The organism is Dyella sedimenti (genome assembly GCF_022760995.1).
GTDB lineage: Bacteria > Pseudomonadota > Gammaproteobacteria > Xanthomonadales > Rhodanobacteraceae > Dyella > Dyella sedimenti.
Map to the genome: position 1 here is coordinate 296432 of NZ_JAKWJO010000002.1, position 22772 is coordinate 319203.

Here is a 22772-nt window from a genome sequence, read left to right on the forward strand (position 1 = left end):
GTGCGCGACTCGATCTAGCGATCCGCCAGCAATCGCCGGTATATCGCCTCGGTCCGCTGCACGAACAGCGGCAGCCCGAACTCGCGCTCGGCATGTTGTCGCGCCGCCGCCCCCATGGCCGGCAACCTGTCGCGCTGTTCCAGCAGGCGCAGCACCGCCATCGCGATGGCCGCGCGGTCGCGCACCGGCACCAGCCAGCCGTCCGTGCCTGCCTCGACGTTCTCCGGCAATCCCGCGTAATCGGTCAGCAGCACGGGCTTGCCCATCGACATCATCTCGCGGCAGGCGAAGGAGATCGTCTCCACGCCCCAGGACAATACGAAGCCCACATCCAGCGCCGCCACCAGCGGGCGCGGATCGGCGAGCACGCCAGGAAAGACCACCCGTTCGGCCAGGCCCAGCGCGGCAACGCGCTCACGCTCCGCCGGTCTGGGCGGCACGCCGGCGACCAGTACGCGCAGCTGCCGCTGCGCTTCCCGGGGCAGCGTGGCGATGGCCTCGACCAGGTCCATCCAGCCCTTGTAGCTGGCCGTGCCGGCGTTGCTGCCCAATAGCAGCACGCCCTGCTCGCCATCGCTCCACTGGCGGCGCTGCGCCGCCGTTTCGGCATCCGGCCAGGGCGTCCAGTGATCGACGTCGACGCCGTTGTGGACCGTGTCCAGCCGACAGCGCCGGTAGGCGGTGCGTGACAGCTCGCGGCGCGTGTAGTCGCACACGGCGATTATCTGATCGGTATGGCGCGCCCGCAGCCATGCGCCCAGGCCACGCACGGGCTTGGAATTGTGCTTGGTCCACACCAGCGCCGGCCGCTGCGCGGGCATTGCCGACAGCACCAGCCGGTGGTCGGCCGAGCCGTTCACGTGCACCAGATCGAAAGCCTGCTCGCGCAGGTAGCGCGCCAGCCGGGCGCGGGCACGGCGGCGCGCGCGCCACCGCTTGAGGCCGTTGGGAAACGGCTGGTCGAGCACTCGCACGCCCGGCAACTCGCGCGCCTCGCGGTTGAGGCGGCTGCCGGGCGGCGCCGCCACGTGGACCTCGTGGCGTGCCGCCAGCGCGGCGGCCAGCTCGCGGATATAGGTGGTGTGCCCGCCGCCATCGCCGGTGTGGAAGTTGGTATAGAGCAGCTTCATGGCGCGTCGAGCAGGTCGGCGTGCTGGCTGATGCCGCGTTCGCACCAGGTGATGCCCTGGGTGCGCGTGGCATGGAACAGCCGGTTGTTCGGCAGGTCCAGGTCGTCCACGTCCGGCGGCGAACGGGTGTTGTGCCACAGGTGCACCGCCAGCGCGCACCATTTCAGCGCACGGCGGCGCAGGCCGGCGTTCTCCAGTCGCGCGGCCAACTCGCGGTCCTCCGCGCCGTAGCCTTCCATGCGTTCGTCGAAGCCGTTGACGCGCAGCAGGTCGTCGCGCCAGAAGCTCATGTTGCAGCTCATCACGCGGCCGCCATTGCGCGAGCGCGCCTTCCAGCGCGCCAGCCACGGCGCGCGGAACGCGTATAGCCGGCGGGTGCCGTCGAACTCGTCGAAATCGGCGCGGCACCAGGGAGCGAACACCGGCGCGCCGCCGGCCAGCAGGCGCGCCGATTCCTCCGGCGTGGCCTTCAGCCGCCCGCCCTGCAGGAAATAGCCACGCTCGGCCAGCATCAGGTGATCGGCAACGAAAGCCGGGTGCACCAGCATGTCGCCGTCGAGCAGGATCACGTAGTCGCCGCGGCTGGCGGCGATGCCGCGGTTGCGCGCGCGCGCGGCGCGGAAGCCGCGGTCTTCCTGCCACAGGTGGCGCAGCGGCACCGGGAAAATGCGGGCCACGCGCTCGACCAGGGCGGCGGTGTCCGGGCCCGAGCCGTCGTCGGCGACGATCACCTCGTGCGGCAGCTGGGTCTGCATTGCCAGCCGCTCCAGCATGCGCTCGAGCGCCGCCGGCCAGTTGTAGGTCAGCAGCACCACGCTCACGCGAAGCTCGGGGACGGCGTTCATCCGGCTCGCCTCAACCCTGCCGCCGCTGGCGCATGCCGTGGCGCAGGATGGCGAGGGCGCGGTCGAGCCGCTTGGGCCAGGCGGCGGTGCCGCGACGCCATGCGATGCCGGCGTAACGCCAGGCCTCGTCCATGCCCGGCGCGGGCTTGCTGCGGAACTCGGCCTTGGCCAGGTCCAGCGTATGGACGTCCATATGCATGCGCTCGGCGTAGTGGTTGATCAGCGTGCGCGAGCGGAACAGGTTGGCGAACTGGTTCTCGCGATGCCGCGCGTGCCACCAGCCGTTGGCGCCGTGCACGCGGTAGCCGACCATGCCGGTCGGCAGGTAGTACTTGCGCGCGCCCAGCACGCTGGCGCCGAACACCAGGCAGTTGTCGGCCGAGATGCGCCAGGTGGCGAGGAACGCGGCAGGCAGGTCCAGCACACGCTGCGCCCAGGCGCGGCGCATCGACAGCGCGGAGGTGGCCGCGCCGTACCAGTAGGCGGTGACCCAGGTGCTGATCGCGGTATAGCCAAGGTCCACCGCGTGGTCCGCGTAGCCCTGGATGCCCTGTTCATTGCCGAACAGATTGACGTCGGTGAATACGAAGTCGATGTCGCGGCGGCTGTCGTACAGCTCGCCGATGCGGTCGAGATAATCCTTGTCCCAGCGGTCGTCGGCGTCGAGGAAGCACACCACGTCGCCGGTGACGCCTTCCATGCCGCGCACGAAGGCCGACAGCTGGCCGCCGTTGACCAGGCAGCGCAGCGTCACGCGCGGGTCGTCGCCGTAGCGCGCCGCCAGCCAGTCCGGCGAGCCGTCGGTGGAACCATCATCCATCACGATCACCTGCGCCGCGGCGCGCGTCTGCGCCAGCACGCTGTCGATCGCCTCGCCGACGTAGTCGCGGTAGTTGTAGTTGGTGACGATGACGCTGAATGCCACCCCGGCGGTCATGCAGCCACCTCGCCGTGCAGCAGCTTGCGGAAATAGGCGATGGTCTCGCGCAGGCCGTCGTCCAGGCTCACGCGCGGCTCCCAGCCCAGCTTTTCCCTGGCCAGCGAAATGTCCGGCTGGCGCTGGCGCGGATCGTCCGAGGGCAGCGGCCGGAACACCAGCTTCGAGCGACCGCCCACCAGGGCGATCACGCGCTCGGCCAGCTGCAGCATGGTGTGCTCCACCGGGTTGCCGATGTTCACCGGGCCGGTGAAGCCGGCCTCGCTGTCCATCATGCGCGCGATCACCTCGATCAGGTCGTCCACGTAGCAGAAGCTGCGCGTCTGGCTGCCGTCGCCGTAGATGGTGATGTCCTCGCCGCGCAGCGCCTGCACGATGAAGTTGCTCACCACGCGCCCGTCGTTGGGATGCATGCGCGGGCCGTAGGTGTTGAAGATGCGCACCACCTTGATGTCCAGGCCGTGCTGGCGGTGGTAGTCGAAGAACAGCGTCTCGGCGCAGCGCTTGCCCTCGTCGTAGCAGCTGCGGAAGCCGATCGGGTTGACGCGGCCCCAGTAGTCCTCGCGCTGCGGATGCACTTCCGGGTCGCCGTAGACCTCGCTGGTGGAGGCCTGCAGGATGCGCGCGTGCGTGCGCTTGGCCAGCCCCAGCATGTTGATGGCGCCGTGCACGCTGGTCTTGGTGGTCTGCACCGGGTCGTACTGGTAGTGCACCGGCGAGGCGGGGCAGGCGAAGTTGAAGATGCGGTCCACCTCCACATAGAGCGGGAAGGTCACGTCGTGGCGCATCAGCTCGAAGTAGGGATGGTTGAGCAGGTGCGCGATGTTCTGCTTGCTGCCGGTGAAGAAGTTGTCCACGCACAGTACGTCGTGGCCATCGCGTATCAGCCGGTCGCACAGATGCGAGCCAAGAAAGCCCGCGCCACCGGTTACCAGCACCTTGTTCATCGAGTCGTCCCCGAGTCCCCAATCCACATCGGGGTACTTTAAGTTCATTGGATGGGCGTTGTCCGTTCCGCCGTGCGCTCGCGCCAGGCCAGGCCCAGCGACAACGCGAACGGTAGCCATACCAGCAGCCAGCCCGGGCGCGGGCTGTCGAGCAGTTGCGGCATGTCGAACTGCAGCGCCACCGAGGCATACACCCACAGCGCCAGCACCAGCCGCCCTTGCATGGCCTGGCGGTGCCGCCAGCCCTGCCACCCCACCAGCGCCCACAGCGCCAGCAGCAGGCCCAGGCCGGGCAGGCCCAGCTCGACCGCCATCTGGGTCAGCACATTGTGGGTATGGGTATAGGGCTGCCCGTAGACCACCAGGTTGAACGGCACGCCCTGGCCCTGGCCCAGCAGCGGATGCCGGGCGATCAGCTGCAGCGACTGCATGAAAAGCTCCGGGCGCAGCGAGGTGCCGCGCTCGGTCAGCAGAGCCCACTGCCACAGCATGCCGGCCAGGGCCAGCAGCAGGGCCGCCAGCGCCAGCGCCCGGTAGCGGCGGCCGGGCTGCCACAGCGGCATCAGCAGGATGCTGATGCTCAGCGCCAGCCAGATGTTGCGGGTCTGGGTCAGGCCCACGAACACCAGCAGCACCATGATGGCCGCGTAGCGCAGCACGGACCACTGGCGTTCGTGGATGTCCAGCTGGCTCAGCCACAGGGCCACCACGCCCATCAGCGCGGCGGCATAGTTGGCGGTGGCGATGGTGCCCTCGCCGATGATGCGTCCGTCCTGGATCGGCGTGATGAGGAACTTGACGCAGTAGAACGCCGCGCATACCGCGATGGCCAGGCCCGCGGCCAGCAGCAGCGTGCGGATGCGCGGCGCCTCGTCCGCCGTGCAAGCATGCCAGCCAAGCACGAAGGCCAGCACGCTGAGCAGCCGGCCGACCTCGTCGCCGGGCCGCGACAGCCCGCCCCAGAGCAGCGACAGCAGCGCCCACGCCAGCAGCAGCAGGAACAGCCGGAAGGCCGGCAACGGCCATAGCTGGCGCCACACGCGGGCGCGCTGCGAGAAGCCCAGGTAGAGCGCCGGCAGGTACAGCAGCAAGATCAGGCTGGCCTGGTAGGCCTTGCCCGGGTTGAACGACACGCCGGCCGGCATGACCACCATGCCCAGCATCATCCAGGCGATGCCCGTGCCTACGATGAGCCGCCCCAGCGGTTGGCGGCGCGGCTCGACATCCGCATTCAATGGGCTCGCTCTGCTTTCCATACTGACTGCTTGGCTTCGATCGTGTTGGCGGGCCCGGAACGGCATCCCATCCTGCGGCGGCGAGAACGGGAAAGCCGCATAGTCTCGTGCCTGGCGCCGCCGTTGTCAGCAGGATAGTGCACCGCCACGGCTGAAAATGCGCCGACTGCCTCGGCTCAACGCGCGAGCCGGCGAGCGGTGCACGCGGGCCGCCGCGCCGATTGCGGCTAGAATCCGCGCCATGCCTACCTTGCCCCTCACCCTCGTGGTCATCACCTACAACGAGGCGACATCCATTGCCCGCTGCCTGGACAGCGTGCCGTTCGCCGCCGAGAAGGTGGTGGTCGACAGCGGCAGCACCGACGACACCGTGGCCATCGCGCAGGCGCATGGCGCGCGCGTGGTGCACCAGCCCTGGCTGGGCTTCGGGCCCCAGCGCAATTTCGCGACGACGCAGTGCAGCAATGACTGGATCCTGGCGCTGGACGCCGACGAGTACCTCTCGCCGGCGCTGGCCGCCGAGCTGGAAGCGCGCCTGCCCGCGCTGATGGCCAGCGACGCGTGCGCCGCCTACCTGCGCCGCGCCACCATCTACATGGGCGCGCCGATGCGCTGGTACCTGCCGTCGATGGGCGAGAAGATGGCCCGCCTGTTCCATCGCGACCGCGCGCGCTGGGCAGACGTGCGCGTGCACGAGTCGCTGCGCTTCGACGGCCCGTCGGTGACGCTGAAGGCGCGCTTCAACCACGAGAACAACCCCAGCCTGCCGCAGAAGCAGCTCAAGGTGCTGCGCTACGCGGAACTGAAGTGCCGCGACTGGCTGGAGAAGGACAAGCCGGCGCGCATGTGGCAGACGCCGTTCGTGTTCGCGCTGGCCTTCCTCAAGGACTACGTGTTCCGGCTGGCCTTCCTGGACGGCTGGCGCGGCTTCGCGATCGCGCAGACCGCCGCCTCCTACGCCGCCTACAAGCGCATGCGCTACTACGAGATGCGCCGCAACCCCGCCTCGCTGGAAAGCGCGGCGGACGCCCTGATCCGCCACGGCATCGATCGATGAGCACACAGCCCGCCCCCAAGAAGCATTACCTGCTCTACGGCTCCGAGCGCTATGCGCTGGCCATCCTGCGGCCGGTGCAGGAAGCGATCCGCGCGCGCGGCGACGAGGCCGCCTGGTTCTTCGACGGCCCCGGCGCGGAGGACCTGGTGGAAGGCGAGCGTCTGCTCACCGTGGCGGAAGTACGCGCATGGAAGCCGCTCGCGGTGATCACCTCCAGCAACGCCGTGCCGCACTTCTTCCCCGGCGTGAAGGTGGAGACCTTCCACGGCTTCGACGCCGGCAAGCCGCGGCACATCTACGTGCGCGGCTTCTTCGACCTGTACTGCACCACCGGCCCGCGCGACACCGCCAAGTTCAGGGAAATCGCCGGGCGGGTCGGGCACTTCGCGGTGGTGGAGACGGGCTTTCCCAAGCTTGACCCCTTCATGAAGGAGATCAGCGGCCCGATCCCGCCGGTGCGCCAGCCGCCGGTGATCCTCTACCACTCCACCTTCTCGCCCTCGTGGAGCGCGGCGGAGACCCTGTACGAGGAAGTGAAGCGGCTGTCGCGCGACGGCCGCTGGCGCTGGATCGTCACCTTCCACCCGAAGATGAACCCCGAGACGACCGCCAAGTACAAGGCGCTGCAGAACGACTACCTGACCTTCGCCGAGAACGACAACATCCTGGAGCTGTTCCCCCAGGTGGACATGATGTGCTCGGACACCTCCTCGGCGCTCAACGAGTTCCTGCTCACCGGCAAGCCGGTGGTGACCTTCAGGAACCGCCGCCCGGGACCGCAGCTGATCGACATCCACGACGTGTCCGGGTTCGAGCCGGCGATCGAGCGCGCGCTGGCGCGGCCGCCGGAACTGATGCAGGCCATCCGCGACTATGGCGACGCCATCCACCCGTACCGCGACGGCCGCTCCAGCGAGCGCATCCTCGAAGCCATCGACGGCTTCATCGCCGCCGGGGGCCGCAACCGGCGGCGCAAGCCTTGGAATTTCTGGCGAAAACTGAAGATCCGCCGGCGCATCGGCTACTGGGGGCCGGCCCGCTGGTGAACCGCCGGGCATGGAACGGGGGCGGCTCGGGATAGAATCGTCCCATGACCGCCAAGAATACTGCCCGTGGCATCCAGCAGCTATAGCCGCTCCGAACACCTGCGCTCCCTCTGGCCCTGGCTGCCGCTATGGACGCTGGCCGCCCTGCTGGCGATCTTCTCGCATGGCCCGATGCCGCTCTATTCCACGCGCACGCTGGCCGTGGCCTGGGAAATGTGGAACCAGCACCACTGGCTGGTGCCGCACATCAACGGCGAACCCTACAGCGAGAAGGTGCCGCTGCTGTTCTGGCTGATCCATGCCGGCTGGGCGGTGTTCGGCGTCAGCGACGTCTGGCCACGCGTGCTGGAGGTGATCTTCGGCGGCGCGCAGCTGGTGCTGGTGTCGCTACTGGCGCAGCGGCTGTTCCCCAGCCGCCCGTGGGTGGCCAAGGGCGCGCCGTGGATGCTGCTGGCGCTGGGCTACGCCTTCCTGTTCGGCCTGCAGGTCATGTACGAGGTGCTGCTGGCGGTATGGGTGCTGGCCGCGCTGCTGTGCCTGACGCCGAAGGCCGGCCGCGCCGAGCCGCGCTGGCTGCTGTTCGGGCTGTGCATCGGCCTGGGCCTGTTGACCAAGGGGCCGGTGATGATGCTGCACGTGGCCTTCCCGTGGCTGCTGGGCCCGCTGTGGAACGACTGGGCGCGCGAGCATCGCGCGCGCTGGTACGGCCGCGGCGTGCTGGCGGTGCTGCTGGGCGGCGCCATGCTGCTGGCCTGGGCGCTGCCGGCCGGCTTCAGCGGCGGCGAGGCCTATCGCCAGCGCCTGTTCTTCACCCAGACCGCCGGCCGCGTGGTCAACGCGTTCGACCATGCCCGCCCGTTCTGGTGGTACCTGCCGATGATCCCGGCGCTGCTGTTCCCCTTCAGCGGCTGGCCGCGCGCCTGGGCAGCGCTGATCGCCCTGCGCCGGCCGCTGGACGCGGGCCTGCGCTTTGCCCTGTGCTGGCTGCTGCCGGTGCTGCTGACGTTCTCCTTCATCAGCGGCAAGCAGCTGTACTACCCGTTGCCGGAATTCGCCGGCGCGGCGCTGCTGATCGCCGGCGCGGTGGCCGTGCTGCGCGACCAGCGTCCCGGGCTCGCCGGCAACGCCTGGCTGGGCACCTGGCCGCTGGGCGTGGGCGGCATCCTGTTCGGCGTGTTCCTGTTCGTGCTGCCGGTGCTGGTGGCACACAACGACCTGCACGGCGAGTGGTTCGACAGCACCCAGCGCTACAGCCGCTTCTTCAGCGTGGTGTTCGTGCTGCTCGGCGCGCTGCTGCTGCTGCGCGGCCGCGGCGAGATGCGCCGGCTGGCCTTTGCCGGCCTGGCCGGCACGCTGGCGCTCAATACGCTGTTCACCCTCACCATGTGGCAGAACTTCGACCTGAATCCCTCGGCCGGGCTGTTGCACGCGGCCGACGCGGACAACCACGCCATCGGCATCCTGGGCAACTACGAGGGCCAGTTCCATTTCGCCGGCCGCCTGACCCGCCCGATCGAACGCCTGTACGAAGGCCGCTCACTGCAGGACTTCGCCCAGCGGCATCCCGACGGCCTGGTGGTCGAGCATCCGGAAAAGCTCGGCGGCGACGCCCTGCGCTACGCCCTGCTGGTGCAGCCGTTCCGCTCGGGCTGGGTGGTGATCTGGCCGGCCACCTCGCTGGCCGACCTGCGCGCCGGCCGCGTGCCGCCGGAACCGGCGCACCCGACCCGGGTGTACCAGGTGGACGAGTGGCGCTTCCGCGCCCTGCAGTAATGGCCCCGGACCTGATCGCCAACCTGCGCGCGCAGTGCGGCGGTCCCCGCGACGGGGCGCTGCTGCGCTTCTCGCTGGGCAATGCGCTGCTGGCCGCCGGCGAGGCCGCCGAGGCCGCCGAGGCGCTACGCCAGGCCGTGGCCTTCGACCCGGCCTATTCCGCCGCCTGGAAACTGCTGGGCAAGGCCTGCCTGGCACTGGACGACCAGCCCGGCGCCGCCGAGGCGTGGCGCCAGGGCATCGCCGTGGCGCAGGCGCGCGGCGACAAGCAGGCGGAGAAGGAAATGGCGGTGTTCCTGCGCCGCCTGGGGCCGATGGAGTAAGCGGCCGGCTTCAACGTTTATAAGGACTGGGCCGGTCGTGCGCCGTGTAGCGCTTGTAGTGCCACTGGTACTGCGCGAAGGCGATCTCCACGCAGTTCTCCACGCCCCGGTTGAGCGCGCGGCAAGCCACCGCCAGGTCGGCGTCGGCCAGACCCTCGGGCGCCGGCAGCAAGTGCACGCGATAGCCCGCGCCCCGCGGCAGGCGCTCGGCGAAGGCGAACAGCACGGTGGCGCCGGTACGCGCGGCCAGGCGCGGCAGCAGCACCATGGTCAGCGCGTCGCGGCCGAAGAACGGGGCGAACTCGCCTTCGCCCGCGCGCGGCTTCTGGTCAGGCAGGATGCCCACCGTGCCGCCGGCCGCCAGCCGCTTGTACAGCGTGCGCACGCCGGCCCCCTCGGCGCGCACCTGCTCCGGCGCCAGCGCGCCGCGCACCTTGCGCAGCAACTCCTCCACCGCGGCGATGCGCGGCGGACGGTAGAGGATGGCCATCGGCGTCTTGCGGCACAGCCAGTAGTTGAGCAGTTCCCAGCAGCCCAGGTGGGGCGCGGCGATGATGACGCCCTTGCCCGCGGCCAGCGCCGCATCGAACAGCGCCTCGCCGCGCACCTCGCGCACCAGGCCGAGCGCGCGCTCGGCATCGCGGCCCCAGATCCCGGCGATCTCGATGGCGGACTTGCCACCTTCCATCATCGCCTCGCACAGCAGCGCGGCGTGCGCCGCCTGGTCCAGCCCGGGCCGGGCGATGCGCAGGTTGACCGCAGTGTTGTGCGCGGCGCGGCTGTGCCGCCACAGCGAGAAGCGGCCAATGGCGGCGCCCAGGGCATGCAGGGTGCGCAGCGGCAGCTTGCCGAGTAAGCGCAGCACGAGATACAGCAGGTAGATGTCGAATCGCATGGCCGGCGAAGGGTAAAGGGTAACGGGTGAAAAGGTGAGGGATTCAGCACCGGACGCCTTTGCTTTTCCCTCCGACCCCTTACTATCTGCACCTCACCGCGAGCCTAGCGAGTCCATGATCGCCCTGATTCAGCGCGTCCTGTCCGCCCGCGTGGATGTCGACAACGAAACCGTGGGGGCCATCGGCCCCGGGCTGCTGGCCCTGGTGGCCGTGCAGCCGGGGGACGACGAGCCGCGCACCCGCCGGATGCTGGAACGCCTGCTCGGCTACCGCGTGTTCGCCGACGCGCAGGGCCGCATGAACCGCTCGCTGGCCGACACCGGCGGCGAGCTGCTGCTGGTCAGCCAGTTCACCCTGGCCGCCGACACCCGCTCGGGGATGCGCCCCAGCTTCACCCGCGCCGCCGCGCCCGAGGAAGGGCGCCGCTGGTTCGAGCGGCTGGTGGAACTGGCGCGCGCCGCCCATCCGAGGGTGGAAATCGGCCGCTTCGGCGCCCATATGCAGGTGCATCTGGTCAACGATGGCCCGGTCACCTTCTGGCTGGAGGCGCCATGACAGCCACCGGCTCGGCACATGTCAGCCAGTTTCGACAAAATCACCGGAAGATGCCTATTTGGCGCGATTTTTGCGTGTCGCTCTTTCCTGTTTTCTTACTTGAAAACTGGTCAAAAAAGCATCACATCGGTATACTGATCGGTTCCTGCATACGCGGCGGTAGGTATGAATAGCAAAGCTCCCGAGCAACAGTCTGAAATCAAGGCGCTCATTTCCAAGGGTCTGGAACAGGGCTACCTGACCTACGCCGAGATCAACGACCACCTGCCCGACGACATCGTCGATCCGGAGCAGATCGAAGACATCATGGCGGTGCTCAAGGGCGTCGGCATCGAAGTGCACGATGCCGCCCCGGATGCCGACCCGCTCTCGGACAATGCGCCGGGCACCGCCACCGACGACGAGGCCGCCGCGGAAGAAGCCGTGGCCCTGCTCTCGGCCGTGGACTCCGAGGTGGGCCGCACCACCGACCCGGTGCGCATGTACATGCGCGAGATGGGCACGGTCGAGCTGCTGACCCGCGAGGGCGAGATCGCCATCGCCAAGCGCATCGAGGAAGGCCTGGGCCAGGTGCAGACCGCGCTCGCCACCTTCCCGCTGACCATCGAGCTGCTGCTGGAGGAATACGACCAGCACCTGGACGGCAAGCGCCGCCTCAGCGAGATCCTGGCCGGCTTCGCCGACCTGGAGGAAGCCGCCGACGCCGCCCAGGCCCTGGCCGAGGAAGAACTCAGCGACAGCGAGGTCGACGAGGACGAGGAAGAGGACGATGCCGCCGTCGACGAGGAGGCCGGCCCGACCGGCCCGGACCCGGAGGAGGTCAAGCGCCGCATGGAGCTCTTGCGCGACTACTACGGCAAGTTCCAGAAGGCCGCCGCCAAGGCCACCGACATCAACGACAAGAAGGTCGTCAAGCTGCGCGACCAGATGGCCGAGGAGTTCCTCAAGCTCAAGCTGCCGTCCGCGCTGATCGACGGCTTCGTGCGCAAGCTGCGCGACGTGGTCAACGACATCCGCCACCACGAGCGCGTGCTGATGGACATCTTCGTCAAGCAGGTGAAGATGCCCAAGGCCGAGTTCCTCAAGGCCTTCCCCAGCAACGAGGGCAACCTCGAGTGGGCCAGCGAGCTGAGCCGCAAGCGCCAGAAGTGGTCGCCGAACATCAAGCCGCACAAGGAAGCGATCGACGCCGAGCAGGACAAGCTCGCCGCCATCGAGCGCAAGCTGTTCCTGCCGCTGACCGACATCAAGGAGATCAACCGCACGATGTCGATCGGCGAGGCCAAGGCCCGACGCGCCAAGAAGGAGATGGTGGAGGCGAACCTGCGCCTGGTGATCTCGATCGCCAAGAAGTACACCAACCGCGGCCTGCAGTTCCTGGACCTGATCCAGGAGGGCAACATCGGCCTGATGAAGGCGGTGGACAAGTTCGAGTACCGCCGCGGCTACAAGTTCTCCACCTATGCCACGTGGTGGATCCGCCAGGCCATCACCCGCTCGATCGCCGACCAGGCGCGCACCATCCGCATCCCGGTGCACATGATCGAGACGATCAACAAGCTCAACCGCATTTCCCGCCAGATGCTGCAGCAGTTCGGCCGCGAGCCGACGCCGGAGGAGCTGGCCAAGGAAATGGACATGCCCGAGGACAAGATCCGCAAGGTGCTGAAGATCGCCAAGGAGCCGATCTCGATGGAAACCCCGATCGGCGACGACGAGGATTCGCATCTGGGCGACTTCATCGAGGACACCAACGCGTCCTCGCCGATCGACTCGGCCACCGAGACGGGCCTGATGGAGACGGTGCGCGACGTGCTGGCCGGCCTCACCCCGCGCGAGGCCAAGGTGCTGCGCATGCGCTTCGGCATCGACATGAACACCGACCACACGCTGGAAGAGGTCGGCAAGCAGTTCGACGTCACGCGCGAGCGCATCCGCCAGATCGAGGCCAAGGCGCTGCGCAAGCTGCGTCACCCGAGCCGCTCGGAACAGCTGCGTTCGTTCCTCGACATCGACTGAGTACCACGCTGGTGCAAGTTGCAGGAAGCCCCGCGAAAGCGGGGCTTTTTGCTTGGGGCAATGAAAGCTCTTGTGGGAGCGCACCCTGTGCGCGACGAACCTTTCGGCCTGCGGACGGCCTTTCCGAGGCGAAACCGAATGGTGCGGTGTTCATAGAGTGCGCGGTCGCGCACAGGGTGCGCTCCCACAGCGGCGCTGGCCCGCATCACCCCACATCGTAGAAGAACTGCTCCGAGGCGATCTTGCCGTCCTTGACGTGATAGATGCAGATCTCGGTCATGGTGATGCGCCCGTATTCCTTCATGGTCACATCGAGCGTCATCGAGATGCTGAACCAGTTGCCCGCAACCAACGGGTCGCTCACTTCGATGCCGTGGATCTGCTGCACGCCCGCCTGGAAACGCCTGCCTTTCTCCAGGATCGCATCGAGGCCTTTCACGTTGCCCAACGGGCCATTCGCCGCCGACTCGGGCTCGATGCTGACGGCGTCCTTGGCATACAACTCGTGCTGCGCTTCCTCGAACTGGCCATGGCGACACATGGCGACCAGGCGCTTGGCGACGGCTTCGGTACTCATGGCGACGGCTCCGGCGAAGGGGGCCTGCGAGCGTAGCGCCACGCGAGGAAGGTGGGCGTGAAGGCGCGGCGGTCACCCGCCGCGCCGATGGCCATCAGTGCTTGCCGAGGTTGTCGGTCTCCTCGATGAAGCGGGCCACGTTGTCGTGCAATTGCTTCAGCGAATCCTCGTGGGCGTAGACCATGTGGCCCGAGGGGTACCAGGCGTAGGAGATGTTCTTCTGCAGGCTGTCCGGGATCGGCATGTGGTGCATCTCGTAGTCGGCGGCGAAGTAGGGCGTGGCCAGGTCGTAGTAGCCGCCGTTGAGCGAGATGCGCAGGTTCGGGTTGGTCTTCATCGCGGTGGCGAGGTCGGGCATCACGTTGGTCGAGGCCTGCAGGGCCTCGGTGGCGCCCGGCGCCTTGTGCGAGAAATCCCAGTGGTCGATGTCGGCGAACAGGCGGTAGGTGCGGCCCTCGCCGAACTTCAGCTGGCGCCGCACGTAGTCGTTGAACGCGGCGACGTAGGCGGAGCTGATCGCCGAGGACTGCGGGTCGTATTCGGAGGACTTGCTCAGCGGGTCGAGCGACGGGCCGGAGAAGCGGGTGTCCAGGCGACCGGTGGTGATGTCGCCATCGGCCTGCAACTCGTGCTCGAACATGCCGCCGTCCACGCGCAGGTTGGCCTTGAGCAGGTAGGCCACCGGCAGGCCGGTGTACTGGTGCAGCTTCTGCGCCACGGCCTGCTTGCGCGCCTCGTCCAGGCGCGAGCCGGCCATCAGGGCCGAGGCGTACTCGCCCGTCGCGTACTGCTCCACCTCGCGCAGGAACGGCTCCAGCGCGGCCGGCTGTTGCGGCAGCTTGTGGTGGTAGTAGGCGGTGGCGGCATAGGTGGGCAGGCCCACCACGTAGGGCAGGTCGATGCCCGGATTGTTGGCCGGACCGTCGATGCTGGTGTCGAAGTTGAGGATCTGCGAAAGCAGGATCACGCCGTTGAGGTCGACGCTGTCCTCGTTCTCCAGGATGTTGGCCACCACCGCCGAGCGCGTGGTGCCGTAGCTTTCGCCGAACAGGTACTTGGGCGAGTTCCAGCGGTTGTACCTGGAGAGGAACTGGGTGATGAACTTGGCGAAGGCATGGCCGTCGCCGTCCACGCCGTAGATGTCCTTCTTGCGCTCCTTCATCAGCTCGTCGCGCTTGCCCTTGTCGGCCTCGTCGGCGATCAGGCGGCTGAAGCCGGCACCGGGCGCATCGATGAACACCAGGTCGGAAGCGTCGAGCAGGCTGTAGTCGTTGTTGACCAGGCCGTAGGGGGCGGCGGGCGTGTGCGCATCGTCGCTGGTGACCACGCGGCGCGGGCCGAACGCGCCCATGTGCAGCCATACCGTGGCCGAGCCGGGTCCGCCGTTGTAGATGAAGGTGATCGGGCGCTTGGCCGGATCGGCGCCTTTCTTGAAGTAGGCCGCATAGAACATGCTGACCTGCGGTTCGTTCTCCTTGTCGCCGTCGCCATGCAGCACCAGGGTGCCGGCCACCGCTTGGTAGTCGATGCCCTTGCCCTCGACCTTCACCGTGCCCGAGCTTTCCGAGGACTGTGGCTTGAGCAGGGCGGCATCGGGCTTGTCGTCGGGCTTGGCCTCCTTGTCGTTCTTGTCGGCGGCGTAGGCGCCGGTACCGAGGGTGAGTGCGGCCAGGGCGATGGCGAGAGATAGTTTGCGCATGGAACGATGTTCCTCGGATCGGGCGCGGGGGGCGCGAAGGGGGCAGCTTAGGCAGCTGGCGAGGTGGGTTTCATACGCCAGAAGTCATTGGAGGGGGCAAGTTGGCATGGTGTCGCCTTCCGGCCACACCGCCCCAGGTAGGAGCGCACCCCGGCGCTACCCCCACGCGATCAACCCGATCGCCACCAGCGCCAGGCCCAGACCCAACGTGTTGACCCAGCCCAGCCGCTCGCGGAACGCCACCGTGCCGACCACCGCGCCAAGCGCCACCACGCCCAGGTTCATGCTGGCGAAGACCAGGGAGGGATGGTCGGGCAGGGCCTGGTGGCCGCGCACGTAGAACACGATGTTGCCGAAGTTGGCCAGGCCCAGCAGCAGGCCCGCCACGGCGTCGCGCAGGGTGAAGAAGGTGCGGTCGTGCCAGCGCCGCCATAGCAGCAGGGCCACGGATACCACCAGGGCCAGCGCGAACATCGCCTGCAGCGAGGCGGCGAAGGGCGTGCCGGCCTGGGCCACGCGCTTGAACAGGATGTCGATGGCGCCGAAGCCCGCGAACACCACCAGCGGCCACAGCCAGCCACGCGGGGCCTCGCCCGTGCCGCGCGAGTCCACCTTCCACACCATGCACGACAGGGCGAGCAGGCCCAGCGCGATGCCCACGCCCTTGGCCAGGTCCAGCGTCTCCCCGAACCACGCGAAGGCGGCCAGCAGGGAGATCAGCAGCGACAGCCGCTGCGCCGCGTCGGTGCGCACGATGCCGGCGCTGCGCACCGACGCGGCCAGCGCGAGGAAGATCAGCGGCAGCAGCAGGCCGAGGCCGACGAAGCCCAGCCAGGGCGCCTGCGCGCTGCGCAGCGCCGCCAGCGACGGATGGAACACCAGGGCGGTGAGCACGCTGGTGGCTACGTAATTCCATGCGATGGCCTGGCCGACGTCGACCTCCAGCCGGCGCGCGAGTTTCAGCAGTACCGATACCAGCACGCTGCAGGCGACGCTGATCCACACGTAGATCATGGAGAATCCTTGTCGGAGGGGCCGCCAGTGTGCCGGACCGCGCGAACCATCTGAACCATGGTACGGGCTGCGTTATAACCTGCCGTTCCACGGCCATTGAAGCCTTCCCACGCCAGCCCGGAAACCGCCATGCTGGAACTGCGCCCTTCCTGCGAGCACGGCAACAAGCCGCTGCCGCCCGATTCGACCGAGGCGATGATCTGCTCGTTCGAATGCACTTTCTGCCGCGACTGCGTCGCCCTGCTCCACGATGTCTGTCCCCATTGCGCCGGCGGCTTCGCGCCGCGGCCCATCCGTCCCGCGAGGGACTGGGGCCATGGCAGCCTGCTCGCCCGCAACCCCGCCGGCGAACGCGTCGTCCACCAGCCGGTGGACCTGGCCGGCCACGCGGTCCTCGTGGCCCGGGTAGGCGGGGTGCCGCCGCGGTTGCGCTGAACCGCCGGCCCGGCGACGGTTCCTTGACGCCGCCCGTCCTAGAAAGTGGCATGCCGCGTGCTTGTCGACCTCAGGCATCCTCCTGACCCCGGTCCATGCAAGAACGACAACAGCGACGTCGCGACCGATGGACCCGGCTGGGCGAGCTGGGCAGCCTGTTCGCGGCGGTATTCGCCAGCGTCGCCTGCTCCATGCTGCTGGTGCGGCACACCGGCAGCCCGATCTCCCTGTGGGTGCCCAACGGCCTGGTGGTCGGCGCCCTGCTGGTCGTGGGACGGCGCAAGTGGCCCCCCTACCTGCTGGCCGCGTTCGCCGCCTACCTGCTGGGCCGCATGGCATCGCATGGCGGCATGGTCAACGGCCAGGCCGCGGCCGATCTCGCCCTGGACCTGGCCAACGTCGTGGAGATCCTGATCGTCGCCACGGTGGTCCGGCACGCCTTTCCGCGGATCGCCGACGATACCCGCTTCCTGCTGCTCGGACGCATCGCGCTCGGCGCCACCCTGGTAGCCTGCGCGGCGTCGGCCCTGCTGGCCGCCACGATCGAGTACGCCGACGCCGGCATCCCCTTCTGGGAAGCGGCCGACAGCTGGTTCCGCTCGCACCTGCTGGGCATGGTGATCGTCGCCTCGCTGACCCTGGTGACCCTGCGCCGACGCGGCCGCGTCCTCGGCGAGCGCGGCCACCGCCTGCGCATGCTGCGCGACGTGATGGTGCTCACCGCCATCACCGTGGGAGTGTTCGCGCAATCGCGCTATCCCCTGCTGTTCGCGATCTTCGCGCCGCTGCTCTACCTGGTGTTCCAGCACCGGTTTCCCGGCCTGGTCATCGGCATCACCATCGTGGCGCTGGTGACCTGCGTGGCCACCGCCATGGGCAGGGGCCCGCTGGACCTGATCTTCGACGCCAGCCCGGCCGAGCACACGCTGCTGGCGCAGATCTTCCTGGGCATGCTGTGCCTGGTGGCGGTGCCGGTGACGCTGGCCCTGGCCGACCGGCGGCGGCTCTCCCGCCGGGTCAGCGAGAGCGAAAGCCGCTATCGCCTGCTGGCCGAGTACGCCAGCGACCTGGTCATGCGCATCGCCCGTGACGGCACGCGTCGCTACGTGTCGCCCTCGGTCAGGGACCTGCTCGGCTGGGAGGTCGAGGAGTACATGCGGCCTCACCCGGAACCGATCCATCCGGACGACCGCGCGCGCGTGGCCGAGGCCGTGGCGCGGCTGTGGGATACCGGCAAGCCGGCGCTCATCCAGTACCGGCTGCGACGACGCCAGGGCGAGTACATGTGGATCGAGGCGCTGGCCCGGCTGGCGCCCAGCCCGGACCGGGAAGACGAGATGGAGCTGATCTATACCGGACGCGACATCACCGAGAGCATGCACGCCGAGCAGGCGCTGGCCGAGAGCGAGCAGCGGCTGCGCACGATCACCGACAATGTGCCGGCGATCATCGCGCACATCGACGCCGAAGAGCGCTACACCTTCGTCAACGGCTACGTGCGCGAGGTGACCGGCCTGGACCAGGCGGCCATGCTGGGCCGTACCGTGCGCGAAGTGCGGGGCCCGGAGCTCTACCCGCTGCTCAAGCCCCATCTCGACCGGGCACTCGCCGGCGAGCCGTCCACCTTCGAATACGGGGCCGAGTACGGCGGACGCCAGCTCTATTTCCAGACCACCTACCTGCCCGACACCACCACCCACGGCGAACCCAACGGCATCTACGCGCTGACCACCGACATCACGCGGATCAAGCTGGCCGAACAGCAACTGGCCCGCCTGGCCCACCATGACGAACTCACCGGCATCGCCAACCGGCGGCGCTTCAGCGAGGACATCGAGCGGGCGATGCGGGACGCCGCCCAGAAGACCCTGCTGGTGATGCTGATCGACGTGGACCGCTTCAAGGCCATCAACGACACCTACGGCCATGCCGCGGGCGATGCCGTGCTGTGCGAGATCGCGCAGCGCCTGAAGGCCGCGGTGCGCCGCACCGACGTGCTGGCGCGCCTGGGCGGCGACGAGTTCGTGGCGCTGTGCGAGGACGTGGCCTCGCCCGCGGTGGCCGAGGCGCTGGCGCAGAAGGTCACGGCCGTGATGCACGCGCCGGTCAGCTACGGCGATCTCCAGCTGCGCGTGACCGTGAGCGTGGGCGCCGCGCTGTGCCACGGCGTCGATGCGGTGTCCACGCTGATGTTCCGGGCCGACGAGGCGCTCTACCGCGCCAAGGAGCGCGGCCGTGCCTGCTACGAACTGACCTGCAGCGGCTTGTAGAGCAGGCGATCGAAGGCCGTCTTGAACGCGCCTATGGATTCGTCCGGCGCCATGGCCTTGCCGCGTCCTCGTGCGGCGGCTCCCAGCCGAACACGCTGCGCCCGCCGTAGTCGTGCGAGCGCTGGTGTTCCTCGGCGATCAGCGCGGGCACCGACGGGCCGGCGGCGCTGCGCTCCAGGCGGCGCGACTGCTCGTCCAGCCGCCGCAGCGCGGCCAGGCGCTCGTCGTTGCCTAGGCTGGCCTGGGTCACGGCGGTCTTGAGTACGGCGATGGTGTGGTCGTAGACCCGCGTGGGCACCGGGAAGGGATGCCGGTCCTTGCCGCCGTGCGCCATCGAGAAACGCGCCGGGTCGGTGAACCGGCAGGGCGCGCCATGCAGCACCTCGGCCACCATGGCCAGCGCCCGTACGGTGCGCGCGCCCACGCCGGGCACCTGCAGCAGCTCGGCGAAGTCGCGCGGGCCGTTTTCCGCCGCGGCCGCCAGGTTGCCGCGCAGGCGGCGGCCCACCACGTCGCCGGCGCGCACGTCGTGGTGGCCGGGCAGGACCAGGTGCGGCAGCAGCCCCAGTTGCAGCGGCGCCTCGTCAGGCATGGCGCCGCCCTCCAGCCGGGCCAGCTCGCGCACGATGCGGTCCGGCCCCAGGGTATGCAGCAGTTCCAACTGCGCCACGCGCGAGGGCTGGGCGCGGCGGTCGGCGAGATTGACGATGCGGCCCTGGCCGGGCCCGTCCACCGCCGCGTGCGGGTCGTCCAGGAAACTTTCCAGTCCTTCCGACAGCCAGTGGTAGCGGCGCGCCTGCCGGCGCTCGCCGTGCATGCCCTGCTGGATCACCACCCAGCGTCCGTCGTCGCTGACGATGAAGCCGTGCAGGTAGAGCTCGAAACCGTCCTGCACGGCGGCGCTGTCTACCTTCGCCACCAGCCGGCTGGCCTGCGCCAGCCGGGCCCCGTCCAGGCCCACGCGCTCGCCGATGGCCAGCAGTTCCGCCGGGGTGGCGCGCGAGTGCCTGCCGCGGCCGCCGCACACATGCAGGCCCAGTTCGCCGGCCCTCGGCGCCAACCCGCGCTTGAGCGCGCCGATCACGCTGGTGGTGATGCCGGAGGAATGCCAGTCCATGCCCATCACCGCGCCGAAGCACTGGAACCAGAACGGATGGGCCAGCCGGCGCAGCAGCTCGTCGCGGCCGTACTCGCGCACGATCACCTCGGCCATCAGCGTGCCCAGCCGCGTCATGCGGTCGGCCAGCCAGCGCGGCACGCGGCCGCCGTGCAGGGGCAGGTCGGCGCTTCCGGATCGTCGGCTCATGCGGAGGAAACTCCAGGATTCGGGCCACGGCTCGCGCGGCAGGCAGGGCAGCAGTATCGCAGGACGGCGTCTCGTCCCACGCGACGACAACGGCTGAGTCCGCACCGTTCACCATCCTGCGATGCCGGCTTGCCGTGGGAGGTACGGCAGCGCCACTAGGGTGTGCCTCCCATCCATCCGCCGCGAGGAACAGCCATGAAAGCCGTCGTCTACCAAGGTCCACGCGACGTGCGCGTCATCGACGTACCCGATGCGCGCATCGAGAAGTCCACCGACGTCCTGGTGCGCATCACCACCACCAACATCTGCGGCTCGGACCTGCACATGTACGACGGCCGCACCGAGGTGGAAGCGGGACAGGTGCTCGGCCACGAGAACCTGGGCGAGGTGATCGAGGTGGGCGAGGCGGTGGACCGCGTGAAGGTCGGCGACCTGGTATGCCTGCCGTTCAATGTCTCCTGCGGCTTCTGCGAGAACTGCGAGCGCGGCCTGACCGGCTTCTGCCTCACCGTGAATCCGGGCAAGGCCGGCGGTGCCTACGGCTACGCCGGCATGGGCCCGTACCGCGGCGGCCAGGCCGAGCTGCTGCGCGTGCCCTACGGCGACTTCAACTGCCTGGTGCTGCCCGAGGGCGCCCGCGAACAGCAGAACGACTACGTGATGCTGTCGGACATCTTCCCCACCGGCTACCACGCCACCGAACTGGCCGGCGTGCAGCCGGGCGAGTCGGTGGTGATCTACGGCGCCGGCCCGGTCGGCCTGCTGGCGGCACACTCGGCCTTCCTCCGCGGCGCCAGCCGCGTGTTCGTGGTGGATACGCACAAGGATCGCCTGGCCATCGCGGAGAAGCTCGGCGCCATCGCCATCGACGACACCGGGCAGGACGGCGCCGACCAGGTGGTGGAGCAGACCGGCGGCGGCGCCGACCGCGGCTGCGAGTGCGTGGGCTACCAGTGCTTCCACGGCGAGGGCCACGAGGTGCCCAACCTCACCATGAACAACCTGGTGACGGCAGTGCGGGCCACTGGCAGCATCGGCGTGGTCGGCGTGTTCATGCCCAAGGACCCGGGTGGCGCGGACGCGCTGGCCAGGAAAGGCCAGATCGCCTTCGACATCGGCCAGTTCTTCACCAAGGGCCAGCGCATGGGCACCGGCCAGTGCAACGTGAAGGCCTACAACCGCCACCTGTGCCGGCTGATCGAGGCGGGCAAGGCCAGGCCCTCGGTCATCGTCTCGCACGAACTGCCGCTGGCGCAGGCGGCGGAAGGCTACCGCCACTTCGACGCGCGCGAGGAGGGCTGGACCAAGGTGGTGCTCAAGCCGGGCGGCTGACGCTATTCGCGCAGGGCCAACGCCCGGTTCACCCGCAGCGCCAGCAGCGTGCAGACCACACCGGAGAGCAGGTAGGCGCTGACCGCCACCAGCCCGAACCGCGCCGACAGGCCCAGCGCCACCAGCGGCGCGAAGGCCGCGCCGATCAGCCAGGCGAAGTCGGTGGTCAGCGCGGCACCGGCGTAGCGCAGGCGGATCTCGAAGTTGGAAGTCACGCTGCCGGCGGCCTGGCCGTAGGACAGCCCCAGCCCGCCGAAGCCCAGGATGATGAAGGCGTCCTGCCCCAGCCTGCCGCCACCCAGCAGCCACGGCGTGATCAGCGCGAAGATGGCGATCAGCGCCGCCATGGTGCCCAGCGTGGTGCGCCGGCCGAAGCGGTCGGCCAGCAGGCCCGACACGATCATGCCGAGGATGCAGGCGACCGCGCCGATCAGCTCCGCCACCAGCACGGATTCCACCGGCTGGGTGGCGCCGAGCACGATCCACGACAGCGGGAAGATCGTCACCAGGTGGAACAGCGCGTAGCTGGCCAGGGCCGCGAAGGCGCCGATGAAGATGTTGTAGCCCTGCGTGCGCAGCAGTTCGACGATGCCTATGGGCTCCAGCTCGCGCTCCTCCATGGCCACCGTGTATTCCTCGGTCACCACCAGGCGCAGGCGCGCGAACAGCGCCACCACGTTGATGGCGAAGGCGACGAAGAACGGATAGCGCCAGCCCCAGTCGATGAAGTCGTCCTCGGTCAGGCTGGCATGCAGGAACAGGAACAGCGCGCCGGCCACCATGAAGCCGATCGGGGCGCTCAGCTGGCCCAGCATGGCGTACCAGCCGCGCCGCTGCGGCGGCGTGTTGAGCGCCAGCAGCGAGGGCAGGCCGTCCCACGAGCCGCCCAGCGCGATGCCCTGCAGGATGCGGAACAGCACCAGCAGGGTGATCGCCCAGTCGCCGATCAGCCGGTAGCTCGGCAGGAAGGCCATGCCCGCGGTGGCGCTGCCGAGCAGGAACAGCGCGATGGTGAGCTTGGTGCCGCGGCTCCAGCGCCGCTGGAAATGCATGAACAGGGCGGTGCCCAGCGGCCGCGCGATGAAAGCCAGTGAAAAGATCGTGAAGGCGTACAGCATGCCGTCCAGCCGGTTGGCGAAGGGGAACAGCACGGCGGGAAACACCAGCACGCAGGAAATGCCGAACACGAAGAAGTCGAAATGCTCGGAGGTGCGGCCGATGATGACGCCCACGGCGATCTCGCCCGGCGCCACCTTCGCATGGGCGTGCAGCCGCCCGATGTCCTCTACCGTGTTGCCTGCCGCGCCGTGCTCGGGGAACGTGCTTGACATAGTCGTTACTCGGAAAGAGGGAGGATGGCCTGGCCGTCGTCCGGC

20 protein-coding genes are annotated in these 22772 nt (G+C 69.0%); 9 read left to right on the forward strand and 11 right to left on the reverse strand.

The genetic code is table 11. From position 1 onward, the window contains the following. Positions 1-14: 14 nt before the first annotated feature. From MJ605_RS06580 to MJ605_RS06600, 5 genes are read right to left on the reverse strand one after another with little or no spacing between them, the layout of a single operon-like run. Entirely contained in the window at positions 15-1130 is a 1116-nt protein-coding gene (locus MJ605_RS06580; RefSeq protein ID WP_243040454.1) for a glycosyltransferase family 4 protein, read from the reverse strand. Further along, complete coding sequence (locus MJ605_RS06585; RefSeq protein ID WP_243040455.1) at positions 1127-1975, reverse strand: glycosyltransferase family 2 protein; 849 nt, start codon at positions 1973-1975, stop codon at positions 1127-1129. The genes MJ605_RS06580 and MJ605_RS06585 overlap by 4 nt, the downstream gene beginning before the upstream one ends. A 10-nt stretch (positions 1976-1985) precedes the next feature. Then, on the reverse strand, positions 1986-2912 hold the full coding sequence (locus MJ605_RS06590) for a glycosyltransferase family 2 protein (RefSeq protein WP_243040456.1): 927 nt from the start codon (positions 2910-2912) through the stop codon (positions 1986-1988). Beyond that, a complete protein-coding gene (locus tag MJ605_RS06595; protein WP_243040457.1) occupies positions 2909-3859 on the reverse strand; it encodes a UDP-glucuronic acid decarboxylase family protein in 951 nt (316 codons plus the stop codon). The genes MJ605_RS06590 and MJ605_RS06595 overlap by 4 nt, the downstream gene beginning before the upstream one ends. 44 nt (positions 3860-3903) lie before the next feature. Continuing rightward, the gene (locus tag MJ605_RS06600; RefSeq protein WP_243040458.1) at positions 3904-5115 is read right to left on the reverse strand and encodes an O-antigen ligase family protein; all 1212 of its coding nucleotides are present in this window, start codon (positions 5113-5115) and stop codon (positions 3904-3906) included. Between the two features lie 220 nt (positions 5116-5335). Between MJ605_RS06600 and MJ605_RS06605 the strand changes: the two genes are divergently transcribed. The 4 genes from MJ605_RS06605 to MJ605_RS06620 all read left to right on the forward strand — a co-directional run bounded on the left by MJ605_RS06605 (position 5336) and on the right by MJ605_RS06620 (position 9293). Beyond that, the gene (locus tag MJ605_RS06605) at positions 5336-6151 is read left to right on the forward strand and encodes a glycosyltransferase family 2 protein (RefSeq protein WP_243040459.1); all 816 of its coding nucleotides are present in this window, start codon (positions 5336-5338) and stop codon (positions 6149-6151) included. Further along, positions 6148-7197 (forward strand): CDP-glycerol glycerophosphotransferase family protein, encoded by a 1050-nt coding sequence (locus MJ605_RS06610; protein ID WP_243040460.1) that lies wholly within the window; start codon positions 6148-6150, stop codon positions 7195-7197. Before MJ605_RS06605 ends, MJ605_RS06610 begins: the two co-directional genes overlap by 4 nt. Positions 7198-7263: 66 nt before the next feature. After that, the gene (locus tag MJ605_RS06615) at positions 7264-8970 is read left to right on the forward strand and encodes an ArnT family glycosyltransferase (protein ID WP_243040461.1); all 1707 of its coding nucleotides are present in this window, start codon (positions 7264-7266) and stop codon (positions 8968-8970) included. Further along, positions 8970-9293: a tetratricopeptide repeat protein gene (locus MJ605_RS06620; RefSeq protein ID WP_243040462.1), complete on the forward strand. Its 324-nt coding sequence runs from the start codon at positions 8970-8972 to the stop codon at positions 9291-9293. Before MJ605_RS06615 ends, MJ605_RS06620 begins: the two co-directional genes overlap by 1 nt. A 10-nt stretch (positions 9294-9303) precedes the next feature. Here the strand turns inward: MJ605_RS06620 and MJ605_RS06625 are convergent, their stop codons facing one another. After that, the gene (locus MJ605_RS06625; protein ID WP_243040463.1) at positions 9304-10188 is read right to left on the reverse strand and encodes an LpxL/LpxP family acyltransferase; all 885 of its coding nucleotides are present in this window, start codon (positions 10186-10188) and stop codon (positions 9304-9306) included. A 115-nt stretch (positions 10189-10303) separates the two neighbouring features. Here MJ605_RS06625 and dtd point away from each other — a divergent pair, with 115 nt between their 5' ends. Further along, positions 10304-10744: a D-aminoacyl-tRNA deacylase gene (gene dtd, locus MJ605_RS06630; protein ID WP_243040464.1), complete on the forward strand. Its 441-nt coding sequence runs from the start codon at positions 10304-10306 to the stop codon at positions 10742-10744. A 165-nt stretch (positions 10745-10909) separates the two neighbouring features. Continuing rightward, positions 10910-12763, forward strand: coding sequence for an RNA polymerase sigma factor RpoD (gene rpoD / locus MJ605_RS06635; protein WP_243040465.1), 1854 nt, complete (start codon positions 10910-10912; stop codon positions 12761-12763). Positions 12764-12968: 205 nt separating this feature from the next. Here the strand turns inward: rpoD and MJ605_RS06640 are convergent, their stop codons facing one another. The 3 genes from MJ605_RS06640 to MJ605_RS06650 all read right to left on the reverse strand — a co-directional run bounded on the left by MJ605_RS06640 (position 12969) and on the right by MJ605_RS06650 (position 16053). After that, on the reverse strand, positions 12969-13340 hold the full coding sequence (locus tag MJ605_RS06640; protein WP_243040466.1) for a nuclear transport factor 2 family protein: 372 nt from the start codon (positions 13338-13340) through the stop codon (positions 12969-12971). A gap of 94 nt (positions 13341-13434) precedes the next feature. Next, positions 13435-15039 (reverse strand): S10 family peptidase, encoded by a 1605-nt coding sequence (locus tag MJ605_RS06645; RefSeq protein WP_243040467.1) that lies wholly within the window; start codon positions 15037-15039, stop codon positions 13435-13437. Between the two features lie 156 nt (positions 15040-15195). Continuing rightward, on the reverse strand, positions 15196-16053 hold the full coding sequence (locus tag MJ605_RS06650; RefSeq protein WP_243040468.1) for an EamA/RhaT family transporter: 858 nt from the start codon (positions 16051-16053) through the stop codon (positions 15196-15198). A 129-nt stretch (positions 16054-16182) separates the two neighbouring features. On the opposite strand from MJ605_RS06650, the gene MJ605_RS06655 reads away from it, so the two are divergent. Together MJ605_RS06655 and MJ605_RS06660 are read left to right on the forward strand one after the other, a co-directional pair. Next, a complete protein-coding gene (locus MJ605_RS06655) occupies positions 16183-16488 on the forward strand; it encodes a DUF1272 domain-containing protein (RefSeq protein WP_243040469.1) in 306 nt (101 codons plus the stop codon). A 95-nt stretch (positions 16489-16583) separates the two neighbouring features. Then, a complete protein-coding gene (locus tag MJ605_RS06660) occupies positions 16584-18758 on the forward strand; it encodes a sensor domain-containing diguanylate cyclase (RefSeq protein ID WP_243040470.1) in 2175 nt (724 codons plus the stop codon). Between the two features lie 31 nt (positions 18759-18789). Here MJ605_RS06660 and MJ605_RS06665 read toward each other — a convergent pair whose 3' ends face one another. Then, positions 18790-20064: a DUF763 domain-containing protein gene (locus MJ605_RS06665; protein ID WP_243040471.1), complete on the reverse strand. Its 1275-nt coding sequence runs from the start codon at positions 20062-20064 to the stop codon at positions 18790-18792. A 195-nt stretch (positions 20065-20259) separates the two neighbouring features. Here MJ605_RS06665 and MJ605_RS06670 point away from each other — a divergent pair, with 195 nt between their 5' ends. Next, the gene (locus MJ605_RS06670; RefSeq protein ID WP_243040472.1) at positions 20260-21396 is read left to right on the forward strand and encodes a glutathione-independent formaldehyde dehydrogenase; all 1137 of its coding nucleotides are present in this window, start codon (positions 20260-20262) and stop codon (positions 21394-21396) included. 2 nt (positions 21397-21398) lie between these two features. Here MJ605_RS06670 and MJ605_RS06675 read toward each other — a convergent pair whose 3' ends face one another. Continuing rightward, positions 21399-22727: an MFS transporter gene (locus MJ605_RS06675; protein WP_243040473.1), complete on the reverse strand. Its 1329-nt coding sequence runs from the start codon at positions 22725-22727 to the stop codon at positions 21399-21401. Positions 22728-22772 lie beyond the last annotated feature (45 nt).

Coding starts and splice junctions, on each gene's coding strand:
- MJ605_RS06645 (WP_243040467.1), bottom strand. CDS start 15,039: ATGCGCAAACTATCTCTCGCCATCGCCCTGGCCGCACTCACCCTCGGT.
- MJ605_RS06600 (WP_243040458.1), bottom strand. CDS start 5,115: ATGGAAAGCAGAGCGAGCCCATTGAATGCGGATGTCGAGCCGCGCCGC.
- MJ605_RS06640 (WP_243040466.1), bottom strand. CDS start 13,340: ATGAGTACCGAAGCCGTCGCCAAGCGCCTGGTCGCCATGTGTCGCCAT.
- MJ605_RS06595 (WP_243040457.1), bottom strand. CDS start 3,859: ATGAACAAGGTGCTGGTAACCGGTGGCGCGGGCTTTCTTGGCTCGCAT.
- dtd (WP_243040464.1), top strand. CDS start 10,304: ATGATCGCCCTGATTCAGCGCGTCCTGTCCGCCCGCGTGGATGTCGAC.
- MJ605_RS06585 (WP_243040455.1), bottom strand. CDS start 1,975: ATGAACGCCGTCCCCGAGCTTCGCGTGAGCGTGGTGCTGCTGACCTAC.
- MJ605_RS06670 (WP_243040472.1), top strand. CDS start 20,260: ATGAAAGCCGTCGTCTACCAAGGTCCACGCGACGTGCGCGTCATCGAC.
- MJ605_RS06580 (WP_243040454.1), bottom strand. CDS start 1,130: ATGAAGCTGCTCTATACCAACTTCCACACCGGCGATGGCGGCGGGCAC.
- MJ605_RS06620 (WP_243040462.1), top strand. CDS start 8,970: ATGGCCCCGGACCTGATCGCCAACCTGCGCGCGCAGTGCGGCGGTCCC.
- MJ605_RS06665 (WP_243040471.1), bottom strand. CDS start 20,064: ATGAGCCGACGATCCGGAAGCGCCGACCTGCCCCTGCACGGCGGCCGC.
- rpoD (WP_243040465.1), top strand. CDS start 10,910: ATGAATAGCAAAGCTCCCGAGCAACAGTCTGAAATCAAGGCGCTCATT.
- MJ605_RS06675 (WP_243040473.1), bottom strand. CDS start 22,727: ATGTCAAGCACGTTCCCCGAGCACGGCGCGGCAGGCAACACGGTAGAG.
- MJ605_RS06660 (WP_243040470.1), top strand. CDS start 16,584: ATGCAAGAACGACAACAGCGACGTCGCGACCGATGGACCCGGCTGGGC.
- MJ605_RS06625 (WP_243040463.1), bottom strand. CDS start 10,188: ATGCGATTCGACATCTACCTGCTGTATCTCGTGCTGCGCTTACTCGGC.
- MJ605_RS06610 (WP_243040460.1), top strand. CDS start 6,148: ATGAGCACACAGCCCGCCCCCAAGAAGCATTACCTGCTCTACGGCTCC.
- MJ605_RS06590 (WP_243040456.1), bottom strand. CDS start 2,912: ATGACCGCCGGGGTGGCATTCAGCGTCATCGTCACCAACTACAACTAC.
- MJ605_RS06650 (WP_243040468.1), bottom strand. CDS start 16,053: ATGATCTACGTGTGGATCAGCGTCGCCTGCAGCGTGCTGGTATCGGTA.
- MJ605_RS06655 (WP_243040469.1), top strand. CDS start 16,183: ATGCTGGAACTGCGCCCTTCCTGCGAGCACGGCAACAAGCCGCTGCCG.
- MJ605_RS06605 (WP_243040459.1), top strand. CDS start 5,336: ATGCCTACCTTGCCCCTCACCCTCGTGGTCATCACCTACAACGAGGCG.